General features: G+C 69.8%; 21 protein-coding genes, 1 tRNA gene and 1 pseudogene. 17 read left to right on the top strand and 6 right to left on the bottom strand.

The annotated features are described in order from the left end of the window. Window position 1 precedes the first annotated feature (1 nt). Window positions 2-637 carry a uracil phosphoribosyltransferase gene (upp, locus tag ACY34J_RS00005; protein WP_462724164.1) on the bottom strand — a complete coding sequence of 212 codons (636 nt, stop codon included), beginning with the start codon at window positions 635-637 and terminating at the stop codon, window positions 2-4. Window positions 638-856: 219 nt separating this feature from the next. On the opposite strand from upp, the gene ACY34J_RS00010 reads away from it, so the two are divergent. The 4 genes from ACY34J_RS00010 to ACY34J_RS00025 all read left to right on the top strand — a co-directional run bounded on the left by ACY34J_RS00010 (window position 857) and on the right by ACY34J_RS00025 (window position 2,461). Further along, complete coding sequence (locus ACY34J_RS00010; RefSeq protein ID WP_462724165.1) at window positions 857-1,042, top strand: hypothetical protein; 186 nt, start codon at window positions 857-859, stop codon at window positions 1,040-1,042. 195 nt (window positions 1,043-1,237) lie between these two features. After that, a complete protein-coding gene (locus ACY34J_RS00015) occupies window positions 1,238-1,753 on the top strand; it encodes a tRNA adenosine deaminase-associated protein (protein ID WP_462724166.1) in 516 nt (171 codons plus the stop codon). Window positions 1,754-1,845: 92 nt separating this feature from the next. After that, window positions 1,846-2,364: a tRNA adenosine(34) deaminase TadA gene (gene tadA, locus ACY34J_RS00020; RefSeq protein WP_462724167.1), complete on the top strand. Its 519-nt coding sequence runs from the start codon at window positions 1,846-1,848 to the stop codon at window positions 2,362-2,364. A gap of 10 nt (window positions 2,365-2,374) precedes the next feature. Further along, a tRNA-Ser gene (locus tag ACY34J_RS00025) sits at window positions 2,375-2,461 on the top strand. Window positions 2,462-2,561: 100 nt separating this feature from the next. On the opposite strand, the gene ACY34J_RS00030 is transcribed toward ACY34J_RS00025, so the two are convergent. From ACY34J_RS00030 to ACY34J_RS00045, 4 genes are read right to left on the bottom strand one after another with little or no spacing between them, the layout of a single operon-like run. Beyond that, window positions 2,562-3,761, bottom strand: coding sequence for an ABC transporter permease (locus ACY34J_RS00030; RefSeq protein ID WP_462724168.1), 1,200 nt, complete (start codon window positions 3,759-3,761; stop codon window positions 2,562-2,564). Further along, entirely contained in the window at window positions 3,758-4,447 is a 690-nt protein-coding gene (locus ACY34J_RS00035; RefSeq protein WP_462724169.1) for an ABC transporter ATP-binding protein, read from the bottom strand. Before ACY34J_RS00035 ends, ACY34J_RS00030 begins: the two co-directional genes overlap by 4 nt. Further along, window positions 4,444-5,622, bottom strand: coding sequence for a peptidoglycan-binding protein (locus ACY34J_RS00040; protein WP_462724170.1), 1,179 nt, complete (start codon window positions 5,620-5,622; stop codon window positions 4,444-4,446). The genes ACY34J_RS00035 and ACY34J_RS00040 overlap by 4 nt, the downstream gene beginning before the upstream one ends. Next, complete coding sequence (locus ACY34J_RS00045; protein WP_462724171.1) at window positions 5,619-6,170, bottom strand: hypothetical protein; 552 nt, start codon at window positions 6,168-6,170, stop codon at window positions 5,619-5,621. Before ACY34J_RS00045 ends, ACY34J_RS00040 begins: the two co-directional genes overlap by 4 nt. 132 nt (window positions 6,171-6,302) lie before the next feature. Between ACY34J_RS00045 and ACY34J_RS00050 the strand changes: the two genes are divergently transcribed. From ACY34J_RS00050 to ACY34J_RS00095, 10 genes are all read left to right on the top strand, one after another. Continuing rightward, window positions 6,303-6,959 carry a response regulator transcription factor gene (locus ACY34J_RS00050; protein ID WP_462724172.1) on the top strand — a complete coding sequence of 219 codons (657 nt, stop codon included), beginning with the start codon at window positions 6,303-6,305 and terminating at the stop codon, window positions 6,957-6,959. Then, the gene (locus ACY34J_RS00055; RefSeq protein ID WP_462724173.1) at window positions 6,956-8,215 is read left to right on the top strand and encodes a sensor histidine kinase; all 1,260 of its coding nucleotides are present in this window, start codon (window positions 6,956-6,958) and stop codon (window positions 8,213-8,215) included. The genes ACY34J_RS00050 and ACY34J_RS00055 overlap by 4 nt, the downstream gene beginning before the upstream one ends. Window positions 8,216-8,397: 182 nt before the next feature. Further along, entirely contained in the window at window positions 8,398-8,706 is a 309-nt protein-coding gene (locus ACY34J_RS00060) for a LuxR C-terminal-related transcriptional regulator (protein ID WP_462724174.1), read from the top strand. A gap of 81 nt (window positions 8,707-8,787) precedes the next feature. Continuing rightward, window positions 8,788-9,192 carry a hypothetical protein gene (locus ACY34J_RS00065; protein WP_462724175.1) on the top strand — a complete coding sequence of 135 codons (405 nt, stop codon included), beginning with the start codon at window positions 8,788-8,790 and terminating at the stop codon, window positions 9,190-9,192. An 83-nt stretch (window positions 9,193-9,275) separates the two neighbouring features. Next, complete coding sequence (locus tag ACY34J_RS00070; RefSeq protein WP_462724176.1) at window positions 9,276-10,187, top strand: hypothetical protein; 912 nt, start codon at window positions 9,276-9,278, stop codon at window positions 10,185-10,187. Between the two features lie 406 nt (window positions 10,188-10,593). Continuing rightward, window positions 10,594-10,761, top strand: coding sequence for a hypothetical protein (locus ACY34J_RS00075; protein ID WP_462724177.1), 168 nt, complete (start codon window positions 10,594-10,596; stop codon window positions 10,759-10,761). A 33-nt stretch (window positions 10,762-10,794) separates the two neighbouring features. Then, a complete protein-coding gene (locus ACY34J_RS00080) occupies window positions 10,795-11,088 on the top strand; it encodes a Dabb family protein (RefSeq protein WP_462724178.1) in 294 nt (97 codons plus the stop codon). A 194-nt stretch (window positions 11,089-11,282) separates the two neighbouring features. Further along, complete coding sequence (locus ACY34J_RS00085; protein ID WP_462724179.1) at window positions 11,283-12,119, top strand: RNA polymerase sigma factor SigF; 837 nt, start codon at window positions 11,283-11,285, stop codon at window positions 12,117-12,119. 178 nt (window positions 12,120-12,297) lie between these two features. Further along, complete coding sequence (locus ACY34J_RS00090) at window positions 12,298-13,128, top strand: RNA polymerase sigma factor SigF (protein WP_462724180.1); 831 nt, start codon at window positions 12,298-12,300, stop codon at window positions 13,126-13,128. Between the two features lie 71 nt (window positions 13,129-13,199). Further along, complete coding sequence (locus ACY34J_RS00095; protein WP_462724181.1) at window positions 13,200-13,436, top strand: hypothetical protein; 237 nt, start codon at window positions 13,200-13,202, stop codon at window positions 13,434-13,436. 57 nt (window positions 13,437-13,493) lie between these two features. Here the strand turns inward: ACY34J_RS00095 and ACY34J_RS00100 are convergent, their stop codons facing one another. Beyond that, entirely contained in the window at window positions 13,494-13,694 is a 201-nt protein-coding gene (locus ACY34J_RS00100) for a hypothetical protein (protein WP_462724182.1), read from the bottom strand. Window positions 13,695-13,889: 195 nt separating this feature from the next. Here ACY34J_RS00100 and ACY34J_RS00105 point away from each other — a divergent pair, with 195 nt between their 5' ends. The 3 genes and pseudogenes from ACY34J_RS00105 (at window position 13,890) to ACY34J_RS00115 (ending at window position 17,125) form a co-directional block, all read left to right on the top strand. Beyond that, window positions 13,890-14,360, top strand: a complete 471-nt coding sequence (locus ACY34J_RS00105) for a MarR family winged helix-turn-helix transcriptional regulator (protein WP_462724183.1) — start codon at window positions 13,890-13,892, stop codon at window positions 14,358-14,360. Between the two features lie 94 nt (window positions 14,361-14,454). Beyond that, window positions 14,455-16,056 (top strand): annotated as a pseudogene (locus tag ACY34J_RS00110) (MDR family MFS transporter); the annotation flags it as partial. A gap of 181 nt (window positions 16,057-16,237) precedes the next feature. Beyond that, entirely contained in the window at window positions 16,238-17,125 is an 888-nt protein-coding gene (locus ACY34J_RS00115) for an endonuclease/exonuclease/phosphatase family protein (RefSeq protein ID WP_462724184.1), read from the top strand. Window positions 17,126-17,224 lie beyond the last annotated feature (99 nt).

Genomic DNA, 17,224 nt, shown 5'->3' on the forward strand with positions numbered 1-17,224 from the left:
ACTAGTCGGCCGCCCCGTACATACGGTCACCCGCGTCGCCCAGGCCCGGGACGATGTAGCCCACGTCGTTGAGCCGCTCGTCGACCGCGGCCGTCACCACGGTGACCGGCGTGCCCGCCATCTCCCGCTCCATGACCTCCACGCCCTCGGGCGCCGCGAGCAGGCACAGCGCGGTGACGTCGCCCGCACCACGCGCGATCAGCTCCCTGATCGCCGCGACGAGCGTGCCGCCGGTCGCCAGCATCGGGTCCAGGACGTACACCTGGCGGCCGGAGAGGTCCTCGGGCATCCGGGTGGCGTAGGTGGAGGCCTGCAGCGTCTCCTCATCGCGGATCATGCCGAGAAAGCCGACCTCGGCGGTCGGCAGCAGCCGCACCATGCCCTCGAGCATGCCCAGGCCGGCCCGGAGGATCGGCACCACCAGCGGACGCGGGCGGGCCAGCCGTACGCCGGTCGTGGCCGCTACCGGGGTGGCGATGTCGACCTGCTCGGTGCGCACATCGCGGGTCGCCTCGTACGCGAGCAGGGTCACCAGCTCGTCGGCGAGCCGCCGGAAGGTCGGGGAGTCGGTGCGCTTGTCGCGCAGGGTGGTGAGTTTGTGCGCCACCAGCGGGTGGTCGACGACGTGGATCCGCATGGCATTGACAGTAACCGAGGCCCGCGACGCCTCGCGCGGGCGCCCAGGCCGACGGCAGTCTGTGCTTCCGCTGGCGCCAAACCACCTGTTCGGGGGAAAGTGGGCAGGTACACACGTACCCCCTGGGGTCCCCCCGCCGAACGGCTGGGGGACTTCGCCTTGGGGGACCGAGGTCAGCCGCGCCGGGCCAGTGGACCCGGCCCCGGGGAGGTGTGGCCCATGCCGGACCAGGACCAGCCCAGTGACGAGCCGGCGCCGGAGAGCGACACGGACCGGCGCCGTCGGCGCGCGCAGTTTCTTCGTGAACTGAACGAGGCCAGGGAGCTGCGCGCCCGTGTACAGCCACGCCGCGCCCGGGCCGCCCGAATGCGGCAACAGGTGCGGATGCGAACTTTCCGCTGGTAACCCCCCGACGACAACCGGCTCCTTGGCCCGCCCCGGGCGGTCGCGCAGAGGGCCGGTTGCAGGACTGGAGCACGACGCACAGCGGAAGACCTCTCGCGAACGCCATGTTTCTGTCACGATTCCGATGGGCGGGCAAGGGGAGCCCCCTGTCCGACCACGCCCCGGCACACGCCTCTGACCAGTGGGAGAGTCACGGTGTACTTCGCCGCACTGCTCGCGCGCACCGAAGACGGGTGGGAAGCGAGCGACACAGAGCTCGACGATGTGGAGACCTTGGCCGATCTGGCGGACCTGGCCCGCCAGGCGTCGGTCGACGATGACACGGTGCTGGCCTTCATCGAGCAGGAGGACGCGTGGTTCGGCGTCGTCCGCGTGGACGGCGAGGAGGACCCCCGCATCTTCATCTCGGATGCGGCCGCCGCCGCCCGTAGCTCGTACGGCGCCATGCTCACCGACGAACTGCTCGGACGGGACGAGGACGTCGACGACCTGGACAGCCTCGACCTGGACGGTACGGAGGACGGAGAACCCGAAGGGGACGACGAGGACGCCGCGGCCGAGGCCGCTGTGCCCTCCGGGCCCCTCGGAGACGCCCTCCTCCTGGAGGACCTCGGCGTGTCCGAGAAGCAGCTGCTGGCCCTGGACGGCGATGCGCTGAGCTCGATCGCCGACGCGCTGGGCTGCATGGACGTGCTGGAGGCGGTCCGCTAGCCACCGCTTCGTCCCCGTCGCAGTCCCCGCCGCAGTCCCCGCAGCACCACGCCCGGCGTCCGCACCGCCGGGCGCTGCCCGACACTGTCCCCATGGACGTTTCCCCTCCCGTACGCCCCGATCCGCTGCGCGACCCCTGGCGCGCGCCGATGCGCCTGGCGCTGGACGAGGCCCTGCGGGCCCCGGAGACCGGGGACGTGCCGGTCGGCGCCGTCGTGCTGGACCCGGACGGCCAGGTGATCGGGCGGGGGCGCAATGAGCGCGAGGCGACCGGCGATCCGACCGCGCACGCGGAGGTACTGGCGCTGCGCGAGGCGGCCAGGGCGCTCGGGCAGTGGCGGCTGTCCGGCTGCACGCTGCTGGTCACGCTGGAGCCGTGCACGATGTGCGCAGGCGCCCTCGTGCTGTCCCGGGTCGACCGCGTGGTCTACGGCGCGGTGGACGAGAAGGCGGGCGCGGCCGGCTCGCTGTGGGACGTCGTACGGGACCGCCGGCTCAACCACCGGCCCGAGGTCATCCACGGGGTCCTCGCCGAAGAGTGCGCCGACCTGCTGACCCGCTTCTTCCGCCGATCCGATTCCGATTTCGGAGCACGGCCCCCCGTCCGCTAAGCTCTCTCTCGGTAGCGTGTCCGAGCGGCCTAAGGAGCACGCCTCGAAAGCGTGTGAGGGGGCAACTCCTCCGTGGGTTCAAATCCCACCGCTACCGCTGTGCGATGCACCCCACGAAGGGCCCGGCTCTCACGAGTCGGGCCCTTCGTCCTATGGGGGCGGGACAGGATCCGCCAACAGGTGCGCTCCGGGCGGCTTCAGGGCATGGCGAGCGCTTCCGTCGGGGACAGCCGCGAGGCCTGGACGGCGGGGTAGAGACCGGCGACGGCCCCGATCAGCAAGGTGGCCGCGAGCCCGCCCGTCACCGCCCACAACGGGACCACCGTCGGCCAGCCCTGTGCGGACGCGTAGCCGGCGGTCACGACCGAGCCGAGCAGCACGCCGCCGGTCCCGCCCAGCGCTGAGAGCAGCAGCGACTCGGCCAGGAACTGCAGCCGGATCTGGCCGCGCGACGCCCCCAGGGACCGGCGCAGGCCGATTTCCGAGCGGCGCTCCAGCACCGAGATGACCATGGTGTTGGCCACGCCGATGCCGCCGACGAGCAGAGCGACGGCGCCCAGCCCGAGCAGCAGCGCACTCAGGGTCCTGTCGGTGGCCCGGCGCGCCGCCAGGGCGTCCGAGGGCCGGGACACCCGTACCTCGGTGGGAGCCTGCGGGTTGGCGGTCGCCGCGAGCACGGAGCGCACCGCCTCCACGGACGAGTCGGCCGACCGCACGTACAGGTAGGTGGGATGCCCGTCGAAGCCCAGGTACCGTTCGGCGGCGCGCCAGCCCACCAGGGCCGTACGGTCCAGCTCCCTGGCGAGCGGCACCGGTTCGAGGATGCCCACGACGCTGAACCACTCCCCGCCCAGCCACACCCGCACCCCCGGGGAGCGCACGTCGAGGCGACGGGCCGCCTGCGCGCCCAGCACCACCCCCGGGTAGCGGCCGGTGGCGTCGTTGAGCCACGCGCCCGAGCCGACGCGGCTGCCCAGCGTGCCCGCCAGGTCGGTGCGGGCCGCCACCACCTCGATGCTGTTGGTCTGCCCGCCGGGGATGTGGTCGTTGCGGTAGACGTGCGCATCGATCCGGCCCACCGCGGAGACCGAGCGGACCGGCGCGATCCGCGCGACCATGGCGACCGAACTCTTCGGCAGCTTGGCCGATGTGCCGTACATGGTGCTGCCCGGGCTGACGCTGAGCAGGTTGGTCCCGAGCCGGCCCAGGACGCGATCCAGATCGGCCCGGCTGGAGCTGGAGACCCCAACGACCGCGAGCATCGCGGCGATACCGATCGCGATGCCCAGCGCGGAAAGGACGACCCGCAGCGGACGGGTGCGCAGCCCGGCAGCCCCAACCCGGGCGACATCGGCGGGACGCAGCCGCGCGTGGACCAGTTCGTGCGGCCCGGTCATGGCACTCTGCCCTCCGCCGGCTCGGGCGTCGGCTCCCGGCGGCCGTCGCGCATCCGCACCTGCCGCGGCAACTGGGCCGCCAGCTCCCGGTCATGAGTGATCACCACGACCGTCGTGCCGACCGCGTGCAGATCCCGCAGGACGGCCATCACCGCCGCCCCCGAGGAGGAGTCCAGATTGCCGGTGGGCTCGTCGGCGAGCAGCAGCGCCGGTTCCCCGACGACGGCCCGGGCGATGGCCACCCGCTGCCGCTCGCCGCCCGACAGCTGGTGGGGGAGATGACCGAGCCGGTGGTCCAGGCCGACGCGTTCGAGCGCCACCGCCGCCGCCCGCCGCCGCTCACGCAGCGGCACCCCGGCGTACAGCAGGCCCTCGCCCACGTTGTCCAGCACCGACACCCCGACAGCGAGGTGGAACTGCTGGAAGACGAAGCCGATCCGGCGAGCCCTCAGCGCCGATACCTGACGGTCCGACAGCCGGGAGATCTCGTGTCCGTCGATGAACACCCGGCCGGCCGAAGGCCAGTCGAGCGTGCCGATCACATGCAGCATCGTCGATTTGCCCGAACCGGAGGGGCCGACGATGCCGAGGAGTTCCCCGTACTCGACCGACAGGTCGACGTCGCGCAACGCTTCGACGCCGCCGGGATAGACCTTGGAGACGCCGTGCAGTCCGACCACGTTCATCCTGGCATCCCCACCCTCTGCCCCTCCCTGATGTCCGGCCCGCTCACCTCGACACGGCCCCCAGCGAACAACCCGGTCCGCACTGCGGCGATCCGGCTGTGTGGCCTCCCCCCGCCTCGCCCGGGTTCGACGACCTCCAGGCCGTATCCGCCCTCCGCGAGGGCGAGCAGCGCCGCGACCGGCACGGTCAGGACGTTCTTGCGCGTGTCGGCGGTGTACCGGATGTCGACCGGCGCCCATGCGAGGCCGCGCACCGGCCGCTGCGCGGCGAGGGCGACGGTGACCCGTACGGTGGCCTCCCCACCGCCGCTTTCGGAGCCGGCCCCGGAGCCGCCCGATCCCCCGGAGCCGCCGGTGTCGCCGGAGTCCCCCGATCCCCCGCCGGAGCCGCCCCCGCCGTCACCGGACCCGTCACCGGAGGTCACCTCGCCGCCCGTGCTCGTGACCGTGCCGCGGACCGTCCTGCCGTTCGGGAGCCCCACCTCGACCTTGGCCCCCTTGACCGCCCAGTCGGCGTCGGCCAGGCGGACGTCCGCCGTAACCAGCTTGGTGGTGCCGGTGTACCGCAGCGCCTCCGCACCTGCCGAGGCCCCGACACGTACCGCGTGCTCGGCGATCCGCACCGGGCCGGGCCCGTACACGACCTGCTCGATCCCGACGGAGCCCGTCCTGCGGATGCCCAGGTTCGCCTGCCAGCGCTTCACCGCGGCGGCTGTCCACTCGTTGAACCTGTCGTCCACGGCGAACCCGGTGTAGCCCAACGCCCGCAGATTCCGTTCGAACTGCGCCACGTCCGGCCCTTTGGCACCCCTGGCGAGCCGGCGGTACATGGGCATGGAGCCGTAGAGCAGCAGCACGGGCCGGTTGTCGACCCGCAGCAGAACATCCCCGCGACCGACGGCCTTGCCGACCCCGGGCAGCCAGGTCACCGTTCCGGTGCCCTTCGCCTCGACAGGAGTGGTCTCGCCGTAGCCGAGTTCGCCCTCCACGGTCGTCGACTCGGTCAGCGTCTGGCGGACGATGCGGGTCGTCGCCGCGGGCCCGTCCAGGTGCTCGGGCCGGTGGGCGCCGTCGGCGCCGCTGACGGCCGCCACGGCGGCGGCCGTTGCGGTGACCACCAGCGCCACTCCGCCCGCCAGGAACCGGATGCGGCGCCGCCGTCCGTCCTCGGTCATCCGCCGGTCACCACCGACCCGCCCTTCGCGGGGGCGAAGCCGCGGCAGGCTTCGAGGGCCGCGCGGGTCTTGGGGTTCGACTTGATCTTCTCGGCGAGTTCGTCGTCCATCTCGGTCTCACCGGTCTGCGGGTCCGGATCCGGATACTCCGGCAGTCCGTGCTTGCGCATGCACGCCGCATACCGGCCGCGCTTCTCGATGTCGTCGGGCGACAACCTCGCCGGCGCGGTGGCGACAGGCTGCAGCTCGCGGCACTTCTCGGCCGCCTCCTTGATCTTCTTGAGCGGGGTGTGCTCCTTGTCCACCTGCGGCAGGCCCTCGGCGGTCTCCACCATCACCACGCCCTTGGCCCGCATACAGGCGACGTACTCCCGCACCTGCTTGTCCCCGTCGTCGCCCGCGGCCGAGTGCGCGGAGCGGCCCGCGGACGGCGTGCGCTCGGCGGTGGCCACCCTCGGCCCGTCCTCACTCCCGCCGCACCCGGCGAGTCCTGCCGCGAGTGCGAACAGCGGTACGGCCGCGAGCATCCGGAGTCGTTGTCCCACCATCGTCTGATGCCTCCCCTGTCAGTTTTTGGGATGACAGCGCAGGGGATGTAAGGCCGCTGTCAGGATGGGCGCTTATGAGTGCCTTATGGGTGATCGGGCAGCATCACAGAACCGACTGGGGGTGGGTCTGCTGTGCGGGTGCTGGTGGTAGAGGACGAGGAGCTGCTGGCGGAGGCGATCGCCGAGGGCCTGCGGCGTGAGTCGCTGGCCGTGGACGTCGCCTACGACGGAGCGGCGGCGATGGAGCGCCTGGGCGTCAACGAGTACGACGTGCTCGTACTGGACCGGGATCTGCCGAGAGTGCACGGCGACGACGTCTGCCGCGCGGTGGTCGAGGCGCGGTACGACACCCGGGTGCTGATGCTGACGGTGGCCGGTGAGGTCACCGACCGCATCGCGGGGCTCTCGCTCGGCGCCGACGACTATCTGCCCAAACCGTTCGCCTTCGGGGAACTGGTGGCTCGCGTACGGGCCCTGGGACGACGGGCACGGCCCGCCACCCCGCCGGTGCTGATCCGGGCGAACATCTCGCTCGACCCCGGGCGACGCGAGGTCTTCCGCGACGGCCGGTACGTCTCGCTTTCCCGCAAGGAGTTCGCCGTACTGGAGGAGCTGCTGCGGGGCGACGGCGCCGCGGTCAGCACCGAGCAGCTGCTGGAACGCGCCTGGGACGAGAACATCGACCCGTTCACCAACGTCGTACGCGTCACGGTGATGACCCTGCGCCGCAAGCTCGGCGCTCCACAAGTCGTGCAGACCGTACCGGGCTTCGGGTATCGCATCCCATGAGTCTGCGCAATTGGACCATCCGCGTCCGGCTGACCCTGCTGTACGGCGGCCTGGTGTTGCTCGCCGGTGCCGCCCTGCTGACGGTGACGTATCTGCTGCTCGACAGGATCATCGCCACTCAGCCGATCACCCCGCCGACGGGGCCGGCGGTCAGCGCGGTGGAGTCGACGGCTCCCGCGCCGCCGTCGGGAGGGAGCGCGGGCTCGGACGCGAGCACCGGGGCGACCGGGGGCACCGATGCGGCAGGAAACCGGCCGCCCGCCTCCGACACCGACGAGCGCAAGACCGCGGCCCTCAAGGAGCGGATGACCGAGACCGTCCAGGCGCTCCGGGACGATTTCCGTCAGCGGACGCTGAACCCGCTGATAAGTCGTGGCGCCCAGGCCCTCGGCATCTTCGCCGTCGGCGGTCTGTGGATCGGCTGGACCGTCTCCGGGCGCGCCCTGAGGCCGATCAGCCGGATCACCTCCACGGCGCGCCGGGTCGCGGACCGCAATCTGCACGAGCGGATCCAGCTGACCGGCCCGCGTGACGAACTGCGCGAACTCGCCGACACTTTCGACGACATGCTGTGCCGCCTGGACGCGGCCTTCGACAGCCAGCGCAGGTTCGCCGCCAACGTCTCCCACGAGCTCAAGACGCCGCTGGCCATCAATCGCACGCTGCTGGAGGTGGCGATGAGCCGGCCGGACGCCCCGCCGCAGGTCAGCCAACTCGGCGAGGTCCTGCTGGAGGTGAACGGCCGGCACGAGCGGCTGATCGACGGGCTGCTGACCCTCGCCCGCTCCGAGCACCGGGTGGCGGAGCCGGTCGCACTGGACCTGTCGGATGTGGTGAACCGGGCCATGGACGCCGCCGCGCCGGAGGCACGGAGCGCGGGCACAACCCTGACCTGGGAGGTCGGCCCGGCGCCGATGCAGGGCGATCCGGTGCTGCTGGAGCGCCTGGCGCAGAACCTGGTGCACAACGCCATCCGCTACAACACGGACGGCGGGTGGGCACACGTGACCAGCGGCCGTGACGGTGACACCGTACGGCTCACCGTGGCGAACACCGGCCCCGACATCGCCCCGTACCAGGTCCCCGCGCTCTTCGAGCCGTTCCGCCGACTCAACGACCGAGTCGGATCCGCCCAGGGCACGGGGCTGGGGCTGTCGATCGTGCGGTCGGTGGCGCGAGCTCACGGCGGGGATGCGACGGCGACGCCGCGCCAGGGCGGTGGCCTGGAGGTCGAGGTCACCTTGCCCGCAGGGTGACGCACCCGCGAGATCCGGCCTGGTCCAGACCTTCACCGTGAATCCATTCTGTCCTTGCGAGGGCTAGTCGGCGCGGGATGACGGAGAGTAAGGTTCAATGACGCATTGCTGCGCTGGGTCCCGATCTGGGGAAATCGGGACTTGGGCCCGCACCCAGCGGTCGAAAAATTCGGGGGGAAACAGTGGGGGAGTCTTTCGACAACTGCCCGATTTGCGCCTTCTATTCAGCCCGCGCCGAGAACAGTGGCGCGGGCATAGCTGACGCAGCTCTCAAGAGAGTCCACTTGCTCAGCCATCGAGAGCGGGACGTCTTCCTCCTGATGTCCGGAGGTCTGTCAAATCGCGATCTCTCTCGGGCACTTTTCATCACCGAGAGAACAGCGAAGGCGCATGTCTCGAGCATCTTGAACAAGCTCGCGGTAGAAACACGGTTGCAGGCCTGCTTGGTTGCCTCTGCATACCATTCGCAGAACTGTCCCAAGGGCCAATAGCTGTCCGGTCCCGGGCTCTGGTGCTATTTGTAGCGCTCGGTCGGCCTGGCCGAGCACAGCAAACAGCATCTTGGGGGCAAGATGAACAACGGTATCAAGCGGCAGGTGCGTCGCATCGCCGCGACCGCGGCAGCGCTGGCCGCGCTCGGTGGACTCGGGCTCGCGTCGGCAGGTACGGCGGAGGCGGCCACCCACAAGAACGGCGTGGTGGAGGTCGGCGAGCTGGGCCTCTACTACCTCAGCAACTTCGGCCGTCCGGTCTTCGACCTGTACTTCTCCGACTCGGACTTCGGCAACGACGTGTTCCCGGGCACCGGGATCTCGGCGAACAACAACACCGAGTCGGCCTGGAACCGCGACACGTTCACCTGGTGGGTCTGCACCAACCCCGGTTACAGCGGCACCTGCGGGTACGTGAGCTCGGGCGCGTCCGGCAACCTCGGCACCACCTACAAGAACACGGTCTCCTCGGCGTACTACGCCTGACCGAATCACGCTGGTGCTCTGCTCATTGCAGCTGAGCAGAGCACCAGTCGTTTCTCACTCTACTAGGGAGCGCGGAGTTCACGATGCCCATGCACGGTTGCCAACGAGCCAGCAGCCTGATCGGGGCGTGTGCCGCGCTCCTGCTCCTCGTCGGCTGCTCCGCCAAGGAGAGCGATCAGGCCAGCGGAACGCCAGAGCCGGAGATCACGTCGACTCCGGTGCTGCTCACGAGCACCGACCTCCGGCTGCCCCTGCAGGACTATCTCCTCACCACGCAGCAGCTGCGCGCTCTGGACCGCGCCCGTGTCGTGCTCATCGATCACTGCATGGAGGGATTCGGATTCCACTACCGGGTGGAGCAGCCCACCGGGGAATACGGTCCCCGCACTCAGACCGAGCGCCGGTACGGAATCACCGACACGAAGCTCGCGGCCAAGTACGGCTATGGACTCGGCGACCGGGACCCAGCCGCCCAGCCGCGCCCGAGCAGACCCGACCTCAGTCCCGATGCCGAGACCGTTCTCTTCGGCAAGGGCAGATCGACCATCAAGGGAAGAAAAGTCCCAACGGGCGGATGTGCGAGTGAGGCGGGAGACCGCCTCAACGGAAACTCGGACGCCATGTCGGAGCCGGATCTGCCACAAAAGCTGTCGCTCGATTCGTTCAACCGGTCGCAGCGGGACTCCCGGGTCCAAAAGGCAATCAAGAAGTGGTCTGAGTGCATGTCCCAGCGCGGTTATGACTACGCCGATCCGCTGGCACCACTCGGCGACCCGAGGCTCCGTGAGGGAGATTCAGCCGAGGGAGTAAACGCGGCCAAGGCCGATATCGCATGCAAGACGGGCACTAATCTTATCGGCATATGGTTCACCGTTGAATCCGCTTACCAGAAACGGCTCATCGAACAGAATTCTGAAGGGCTCGCGTCCGTGAAGCGCGCCAATAACGCGCTTCTGCGCGAGGCTCGCGCGCTCGGCGCGCTGAAGCGCGACTGACCGGATCGCGCACCGTAAGGAGGAATTCATAAGACCCCGGCGCGACCTGGCCCCAACATCCTCGGACCCCTTGACGATCGGTTACGCACCGTCACCTGGGACTGAGGGAGGCTCATACGGAGCGCGGTCACTGCCGCCATGGCTGTCGTGAAGAGCTCCGCCGAACCTGGTCGGCGGAGCCTTTCGTGCTGTCCCCACGGGGAGCGCCAGGATGAGCGCCCGCCCGCCGCCAGGGGGCCAGGCACACGACCGGACGAAAGGACACGTTCATCGAGGTTTGGCCGGGTGAGAGCGAATTGCCGCAGGGACCGCCCATCCCTCTCATCCGATCGTGTGGATAGACTCACGCGACCGTACGTGCGGGAATCAGGCGGCCGAGAATCCACGGCAGGGGAGGCGGCACGGCATGGCGCAGGCGAAGAAGATCTCGCTCTACATACTTGTCGTCTTCGTGCTGTACACGATCATCACCTCACCCGCGCGGGCGGCCGAGCTGGTGGGGGTAGGGTTCCAGGGCATCTCAACCGCCGCGCAGGGCGTCGGCGAGTTCATGACCCAGCTGGTCAACAACTGACCGGCCGGCGTCAGCCACGAGAAAGGCCCGCAGATGATCCGCCACCTGGTCCTTTTCAAGCTCAACGACGGTGTCGAGCGCGATGAGCCGCGGGTCGTGGCGGGCGTACGGGCCTTCCAGGAGCTGGGCGAGCTGATCCCGGAGCTGCGGTTCTGGGAGTGCGGCTGGAACATCAGCGAGCGCCCCATCGCGTACGACTTCGCGATCAACTCCGCCGTGGCCGACAGCGACGCCCTCCAGCGCTATCTGGACCACCCGGCGCACCAGGCGGGTGTCGCGCAGTGGCGAGAATTCGCCACCTGGGTGATCGCCGACTACGAGTTCTGAGCCGGAGCGGCCGGCGGCCCCTCATCCGAAGTTCCCCCGCGTCGAAGGGCAGGGGGACCTCGATGAAGGGGCCTGTTTACATGCCGCCAATCGCCCCAACTTGCCGCCAACACGGTGTTTTACGGTGCTTGCACACAGTGGACATGTCTTGTGATGCTATGACCGCTTTTGCCGGAGGACACCGAAGGGGTGGCATGACCGCGTCGGCCCGTACTGCGCCCGGAGCGCCACCGCCCCCGGGCGAGGGTGCCGGCCAGGCGCGCGAGAGCAAGGGCGCGGACACCCGAGCACTCACCCAGGTGCTCTTCAAGGAGCTGTCCGGCCTCGAGCCCGGGACGCCCGAGCACGCGCGCGTGCGCGCCGCTCTGATCGAGGCGAACCTCCCGCTGGTACGCTACGCCGCCGCCCGCTTCCGCAGCCGCAATGAGCCGATGGAGGACGTCGTCCAGGTCGGCACGATCGGGCTGATCAACGCGATCGACCGGTTCGACCCGGAGCGCGGCGTACAGTTCCCCACCTTCGCGATGCCGACCGTCGTCGGCGAGATCAAGCGCTACTTCCGGGACAACGTGCGGACCGTGCACGTACCGCGCCGGCTGCACGAGCTGTGGGTGCAGGTGAACGGTGCCACCGAGGACCTGACCGTGCTGCACGGCCGTTCACCCACCACCGCCGAGATCGCGGAGCGGCTGAGCATCGCCGAGGAGGACGTCCTGGCCTGCATCGAGGCCGGGCGCTCGTATCACGCGACCTCGCTGGAAGCGGCCCAGGAGGGGGACGGGCTGCCCGGGCTGGTGGACCGGCTCGGCTACGAGGACCCGGCGCTGGCCGGAGTCGAGCACCGCGACCTGGTGCGCCATCTGCTCGTCCAGTTGCCCGAGCGCGAACAGCGCATCCTTCTGCTGCGCTACTACAGCAATCTGACGCAGTCCCAGATCAGTGCCGAGCTGGGGGTCTCTCAGATGCACGTCTCCCGCCTGCTGTCACGGAGCTTCGCCCGCTTGAGATCCGCAAATCGGATCGATACGTAACCGGCACGAGGGACACTTTCCCCGCAGATAAGTCGACTTGGCGCTACAGCGTGTTGCCGACATGTGACATTCTGCAGAAACCGCGTTTGCCGCAGCGCTGCCTCCGGTATTCACGTGGAGGCTGCGTTCCTCATCACGAGGGGCGCTGCGACTCGTCCCGCGACCTCAAGGGGGTGGCATGTCCGTAGACCTGGGCAGCTCGAAGGTGCTCTCCACTGACGCACCGCACGTGCTCGACGAATGCGACACCATCGACACCCGCACCCTCTCCCGGTCCCTGTTCCTGCGGCTCTCCGCCCTCGACCAGGACAGCCCGGAGCGTACGTATGTCCGTGACACTCTCATCGAGCTCAACCTTCCGCTGGTGCGGTACGCCGCGGCCCGCTTCCGCAGCCGCAACGAGCCGATGGAGGACATCGTCCAGGTCGGCACGATCGGCCTGATCAAGGCGATCGACCGGTTCGACTGCGAGCGGGGCGTGGAGTTCCCCACCTTCGCGATGCCCACCGTCGTCGGTGAGATCAAGCGCTTCTTCCGTGACACCAGTTGGTCGGTGCGGGTGCCGCGCCGGCTGCAGGAGCTGCGGCTCGCCCTGACCAAGGCCAGCGACGAACTGTCGCAGCGGCTCGACCGGTCCCCGACCGTGCCCGAACTCGCCGCATGCCTCGGGGTGTCGGAGGAGGACGTGGTCGACGGACTGGCGGTGGGGAATGCCTACACCGCGAGCTCCCTGGACTCCCCCGCGCTGGAGGAGGACGGCGGTGAGGGGTCGCTCGCCGACCGCCTCGGGTACGAGGACTCGGCGCTGGAGGGCGTGGAGTACCGAGAGTCGCTCAAGCCCCTGCTTGCCAAACTCCCGCCGCGCGAACGGCAGATCATCATGCTCCGCTTCTTCGCGAACATGACGCAGTCGCAGATCGGTGAGCAGGTCGGCATCTCGCAGATGCATGTCTCACGGCTGCTGACCCGTACGCTCGCACAGCTGCGGGAGGGTCTGATTTCGGACTGAACTGCCGCAGGCAGCCTACTCGGGTGCCCCTGCCACATTCCCAGCTGACGGATCGTCAGCCGAGTCTGCCGATGCGACGGACGACGACTGGCCGCCGAAGCGCGGCCGTCGCCGGCTCGGCGGTCGCGTTGTGCCTGGGCGTGCTGCTGGCCGGCTGCGGGGACGGGAGCGGCGGGGACGACGGCTATCTGGCGGTCGGCGGCGGGGAGCGTACGAAGAAGACCGACCTGGACGGTGTGCTTGGACGCCTGGCGGGTGCCGCTGGGCATGCACATCGAGACCCAGGACATCGACGTCGATGGACGTAAGGCCCCGCCGGGGGCCACGTACGACCAGCGCCCGCCGTCAGCCGGTGGGTCGGCCGGTCAGCTCAGGGCGAGCCAGGCCACCGCGGCGACGATCGCGATGACGGCGACCACACCGACGATCAGGCCGACGCGCGAGCCGGACGAGGTCGCCGGGGCTGCCTGACGCTGCGCCCCGCCCTCGTCGACGAAGGCGCGGAACATCTGGGTGCTGCCCGCCGGGTCGTAGCCGCCCTCGGGAACGTGGGGGTTGTTCGTCATGGGCCAGGACCCTAGCGAACCCGCGAGTACGGCCCAACCCCGGGCCGACCTCAGCCTCGGCCTCGATCCGCTGTGACCTGCGACGGAGGGAGCCTTTTCGGTTCCTTTGCTCCATAGCTCCCGGGATTTCATTTGCCTTCAGCAACCAATCTCTTTATGGTTGCCCTAAGCAACTTGACGCCTACGGGAGCACCCATGGCAGAGCAGACCCAGTACGAGGAACTGGCCCGTCACCTCAGTGCGGTCACCGTCGTCAAACGCGACCTCGCCCGCATGCTGCCGCACGAGTGCCCAGCCGGTTCTGCGGCCGTACTGAGCCTGCTGCACCACCACGGCGGAATGCGGATGAGCCGGCTCGCCGAACTGCTCGGCATAGACATGTCCGTGACCAGCAGGCACGTCGCCCATGTCGCCAGGCAGGGCTGGGTCGACCGGCAGCCCGATCCGCTCGACAAGCGGTCGCGGCTGCTGCGGCTGAACGCCAGCGGTGAGCGGCTGCTGAGGGAGATCTCCGAGCGGTACGTGGAGGCGCTGGCCGGCGCGCTCCACGAGTGGTCCGACGAGGACGTCGGACAGCTCAACCACCTGCTGGCGCGGCTGCGCGACAGCTTCGGCGGATGCCGCCCCCGGGGCCACCTCGGCGTCAACGCCCCCACACCCGCCTGATGACGTGAACAGAAGGAACAGCATGGCAACCACCACACCAGCCGGTGTGCGGGGAACCGCCGGCACCGGCGCACACGCCGGGCATGCCGCACCCATGACCCACCGGCAGATCCTGGAGGCGCTGTCCGGGCTGATGCTCGGCATGTTCGTCGCGATCCTGTCGTCGACGATCGTCTCCAACGCACTGCCGCAGATCATCTCCGACCTTGACGGCGGGCAGAGCGCGTACACCTGGGTCGTCACCGCGGCCCTGCTCGCGACCACCGCCTCCACGCCCCTGTGGGGCAAGCTCGCCGACCTCACCAGCAAGAAGACGCTGGTGCAGATATCCCTGATCGTCTACGTCATCGGCTCGGTCGTCGCCGGTCTGTCGCAGAACACGGGCATGCTCATCGCCTGCCGCGTGGTCCAGGGCGTCGGTGTGGGCGGCCTGTCGGCGCTCGCCCAGGTCATCATGGCCGCGATCATCTCCCCGCGGGAGCGCGGCCGTTACAGCGGCTACCTGGGTGCGACCTTCGCCGTCGCGACCGTCGGCGGCCCGCTCATCGGTGGCGTGATCACCGACACCGACTGGCTCGGCTGGCGCTGGTGCTTCTACGTTGGCGTGCCCTTCGCGCTCATCGCGCTGGTGGTGCTGCAGAAGACGCTGAAGCTGCCCGTGGTGAAGCGGGATGTGAAGGTCGACTGGGCGGGAGCCTTCTTCATCACCGCCGCGGTCTCGCTGCTGCTGGTGTGGGTCACACTGGCCGGCGACAAGTACGACTGGCTGTCCTGGCAGACCTACACCATGGTCGGCGGCTCGCTCGTACTCGGCCTGATCTTCATCCTTGTCGAGGCCAGGGCGAGCGAGCCGATCATGCCGCTGCGCCTCTTCCGCAACAGGACGATCACTCTGGCGTCCTTCGCCAGCCTCTTCGTCGGCCTCGCGATGTTCGGGGGAACCGTCTTCCTCAGCCAGTACTTCCAGCTGGCGCGGGACAAGTCACCGACGATGTCCGGCGTCATGACCATCCCGATGATCGCCGGGCTGTTCGTCTCGTCCACCGTCTCCGGCCTGGTCATCACCAGAACCGGCCGCTGGAAGGGCTGGCTGCTCGCGGGCGGTGCGCTGCTCACGGCGGGCCTCGGCCTGCTGGGCTCCATCCGGTACGACACCGAGTACTGGCACATGGCCGTCTTCATGGGCGTGCTCGGTCTCGGCGTCGGCATGATGATGCAGAACCTGGTCCTGGCTACCCAGAACCAGGTGGAGGCGGGGGACCTCGGCGCCGCCAGCTCCGTCGTCACCTTCTTCCGCACGCTCGGTGGCGCGGTCGGCGTCTCGGCGCTCGGCGCGGTGCTCAGCAACCGCATCACGCACTACGTCAAGGACGGGCTGCGCGACCTCGGCCCGCGGGCGGCCCACGCGGTCGCGGGCGGTGGCAGCCACAAGCTGCCCAAGCTGGACGCGATGCCCGCGCCGATCCGTACGGTCATGGAGAGCTCGTACGGGCACGGCATCGCCGACGTCTTCCTCGCCGCGGCTCCGGCGGCCCTGGTCGCCCTGCTGATGCTCCTCTTCATCAAGGAGGTCCCGCTGCGGACGAAGAGCGGTCTGCAACAGACCGCCGCGCGTGCGGCGGCGGGTGCCTCGGACGCCGAGGGTGCGGCCACGGAGGCTGCGGAGGCCGCGCCCGCCGACGTCTCGACGGACACCGACGGACCCGGCGGCCGAGTGGAACTGGACATTCAGGCCGTGCAAGGCGGAAGCGAGGACTGATCGGCTGTCAGCCGGCGGGGTCTCCGGTAAGGTCGTCGAGCCGGACCGCGCCCAGCCCTGTCGATCCAGTTCCGTTCGATCCGAGTCTCGTCGAGCCGAGCCGCCCAAGGAGCCCTGGATGCCTCTGTGCCGTCTGCGCCGCCGATTCACCGGGCTTCTGCTCGCCGCCGGACTGTTGGCGGCGGCCGCCGTACCGCCCGCGTACGCCGACGGCGGCGGTCCCGACGAGGCCCGGTATGTGCCGCTGCGCGTCGCCACGTACAACATCGCGGCGGGCGCCGGAGCGGACCACGTCTTCGACCCCGCGCGGACGGCGGAGGCGCTGCGTGCTCTTGACGCGGACGTCATCGGCCTGCAGGAGGTCGACGTCCACTGGGGCGCGCGCAGCCAGTGGCGCGACCTCGCCGCGGAACTCGCCGAGTCGCTGGGAATGCGGGCCTACTTCGCGCCGATCTACAGCCTGGACCCGCCACAACAGGGCGCTCCGCGACGCGAGTTCGGGGTGGCGCTGCTGTCCCGCTTCCCGATCCTGAGCGCCGAGAACCACCCCATCACCCGGCTCTCCACTCAGGACCCGCATCCCGTACCGGCACCGGCCCCCGGCTTCGGGGAGATCGTGGTCCGGGCGCACGGGGACCTGATCCACATCTACGCCACGCACCTGGACTACCGCGCCGATCCGTCCGTACGGAAGGCGCAGGTCGCCGACACCCGGCGGATCATGGCAGAGGACTGCGACCGGCGGGGCCGCTGCCCACGGCAGGTGCTGGCCGGCGACTTCAACGCGGAGTCCACAGCTCCGGAGTTGGCGCCGCTGTGGGAGCGGCTGACGGATGCGGTGCCGGCCGGCAACGCCCTGACGTATCCGGCGCAGGCGCCGGTCAAGCGCATCGACTATGTGACGGTGTCGGAGGGCATCCGGGTGTGCGACGCGACGGTGGCCGAGACCCTCGCCTCGGACCACCGCCCGGTCGTGGCCGATCTGCTGGTGCGGCGGGGCCGCTGATCAGCCGGTGGGGTCGGTCAGGTCGTAGAGGACCACACCGTCCACGGTGACCTTCGTGAAGTTCGTCTCGACCCAGGAGGTGATCGCGCTCCTGTCGCC

The organism is Streptomyces sp. HSS9-12 (assembly GCF_054963655.1).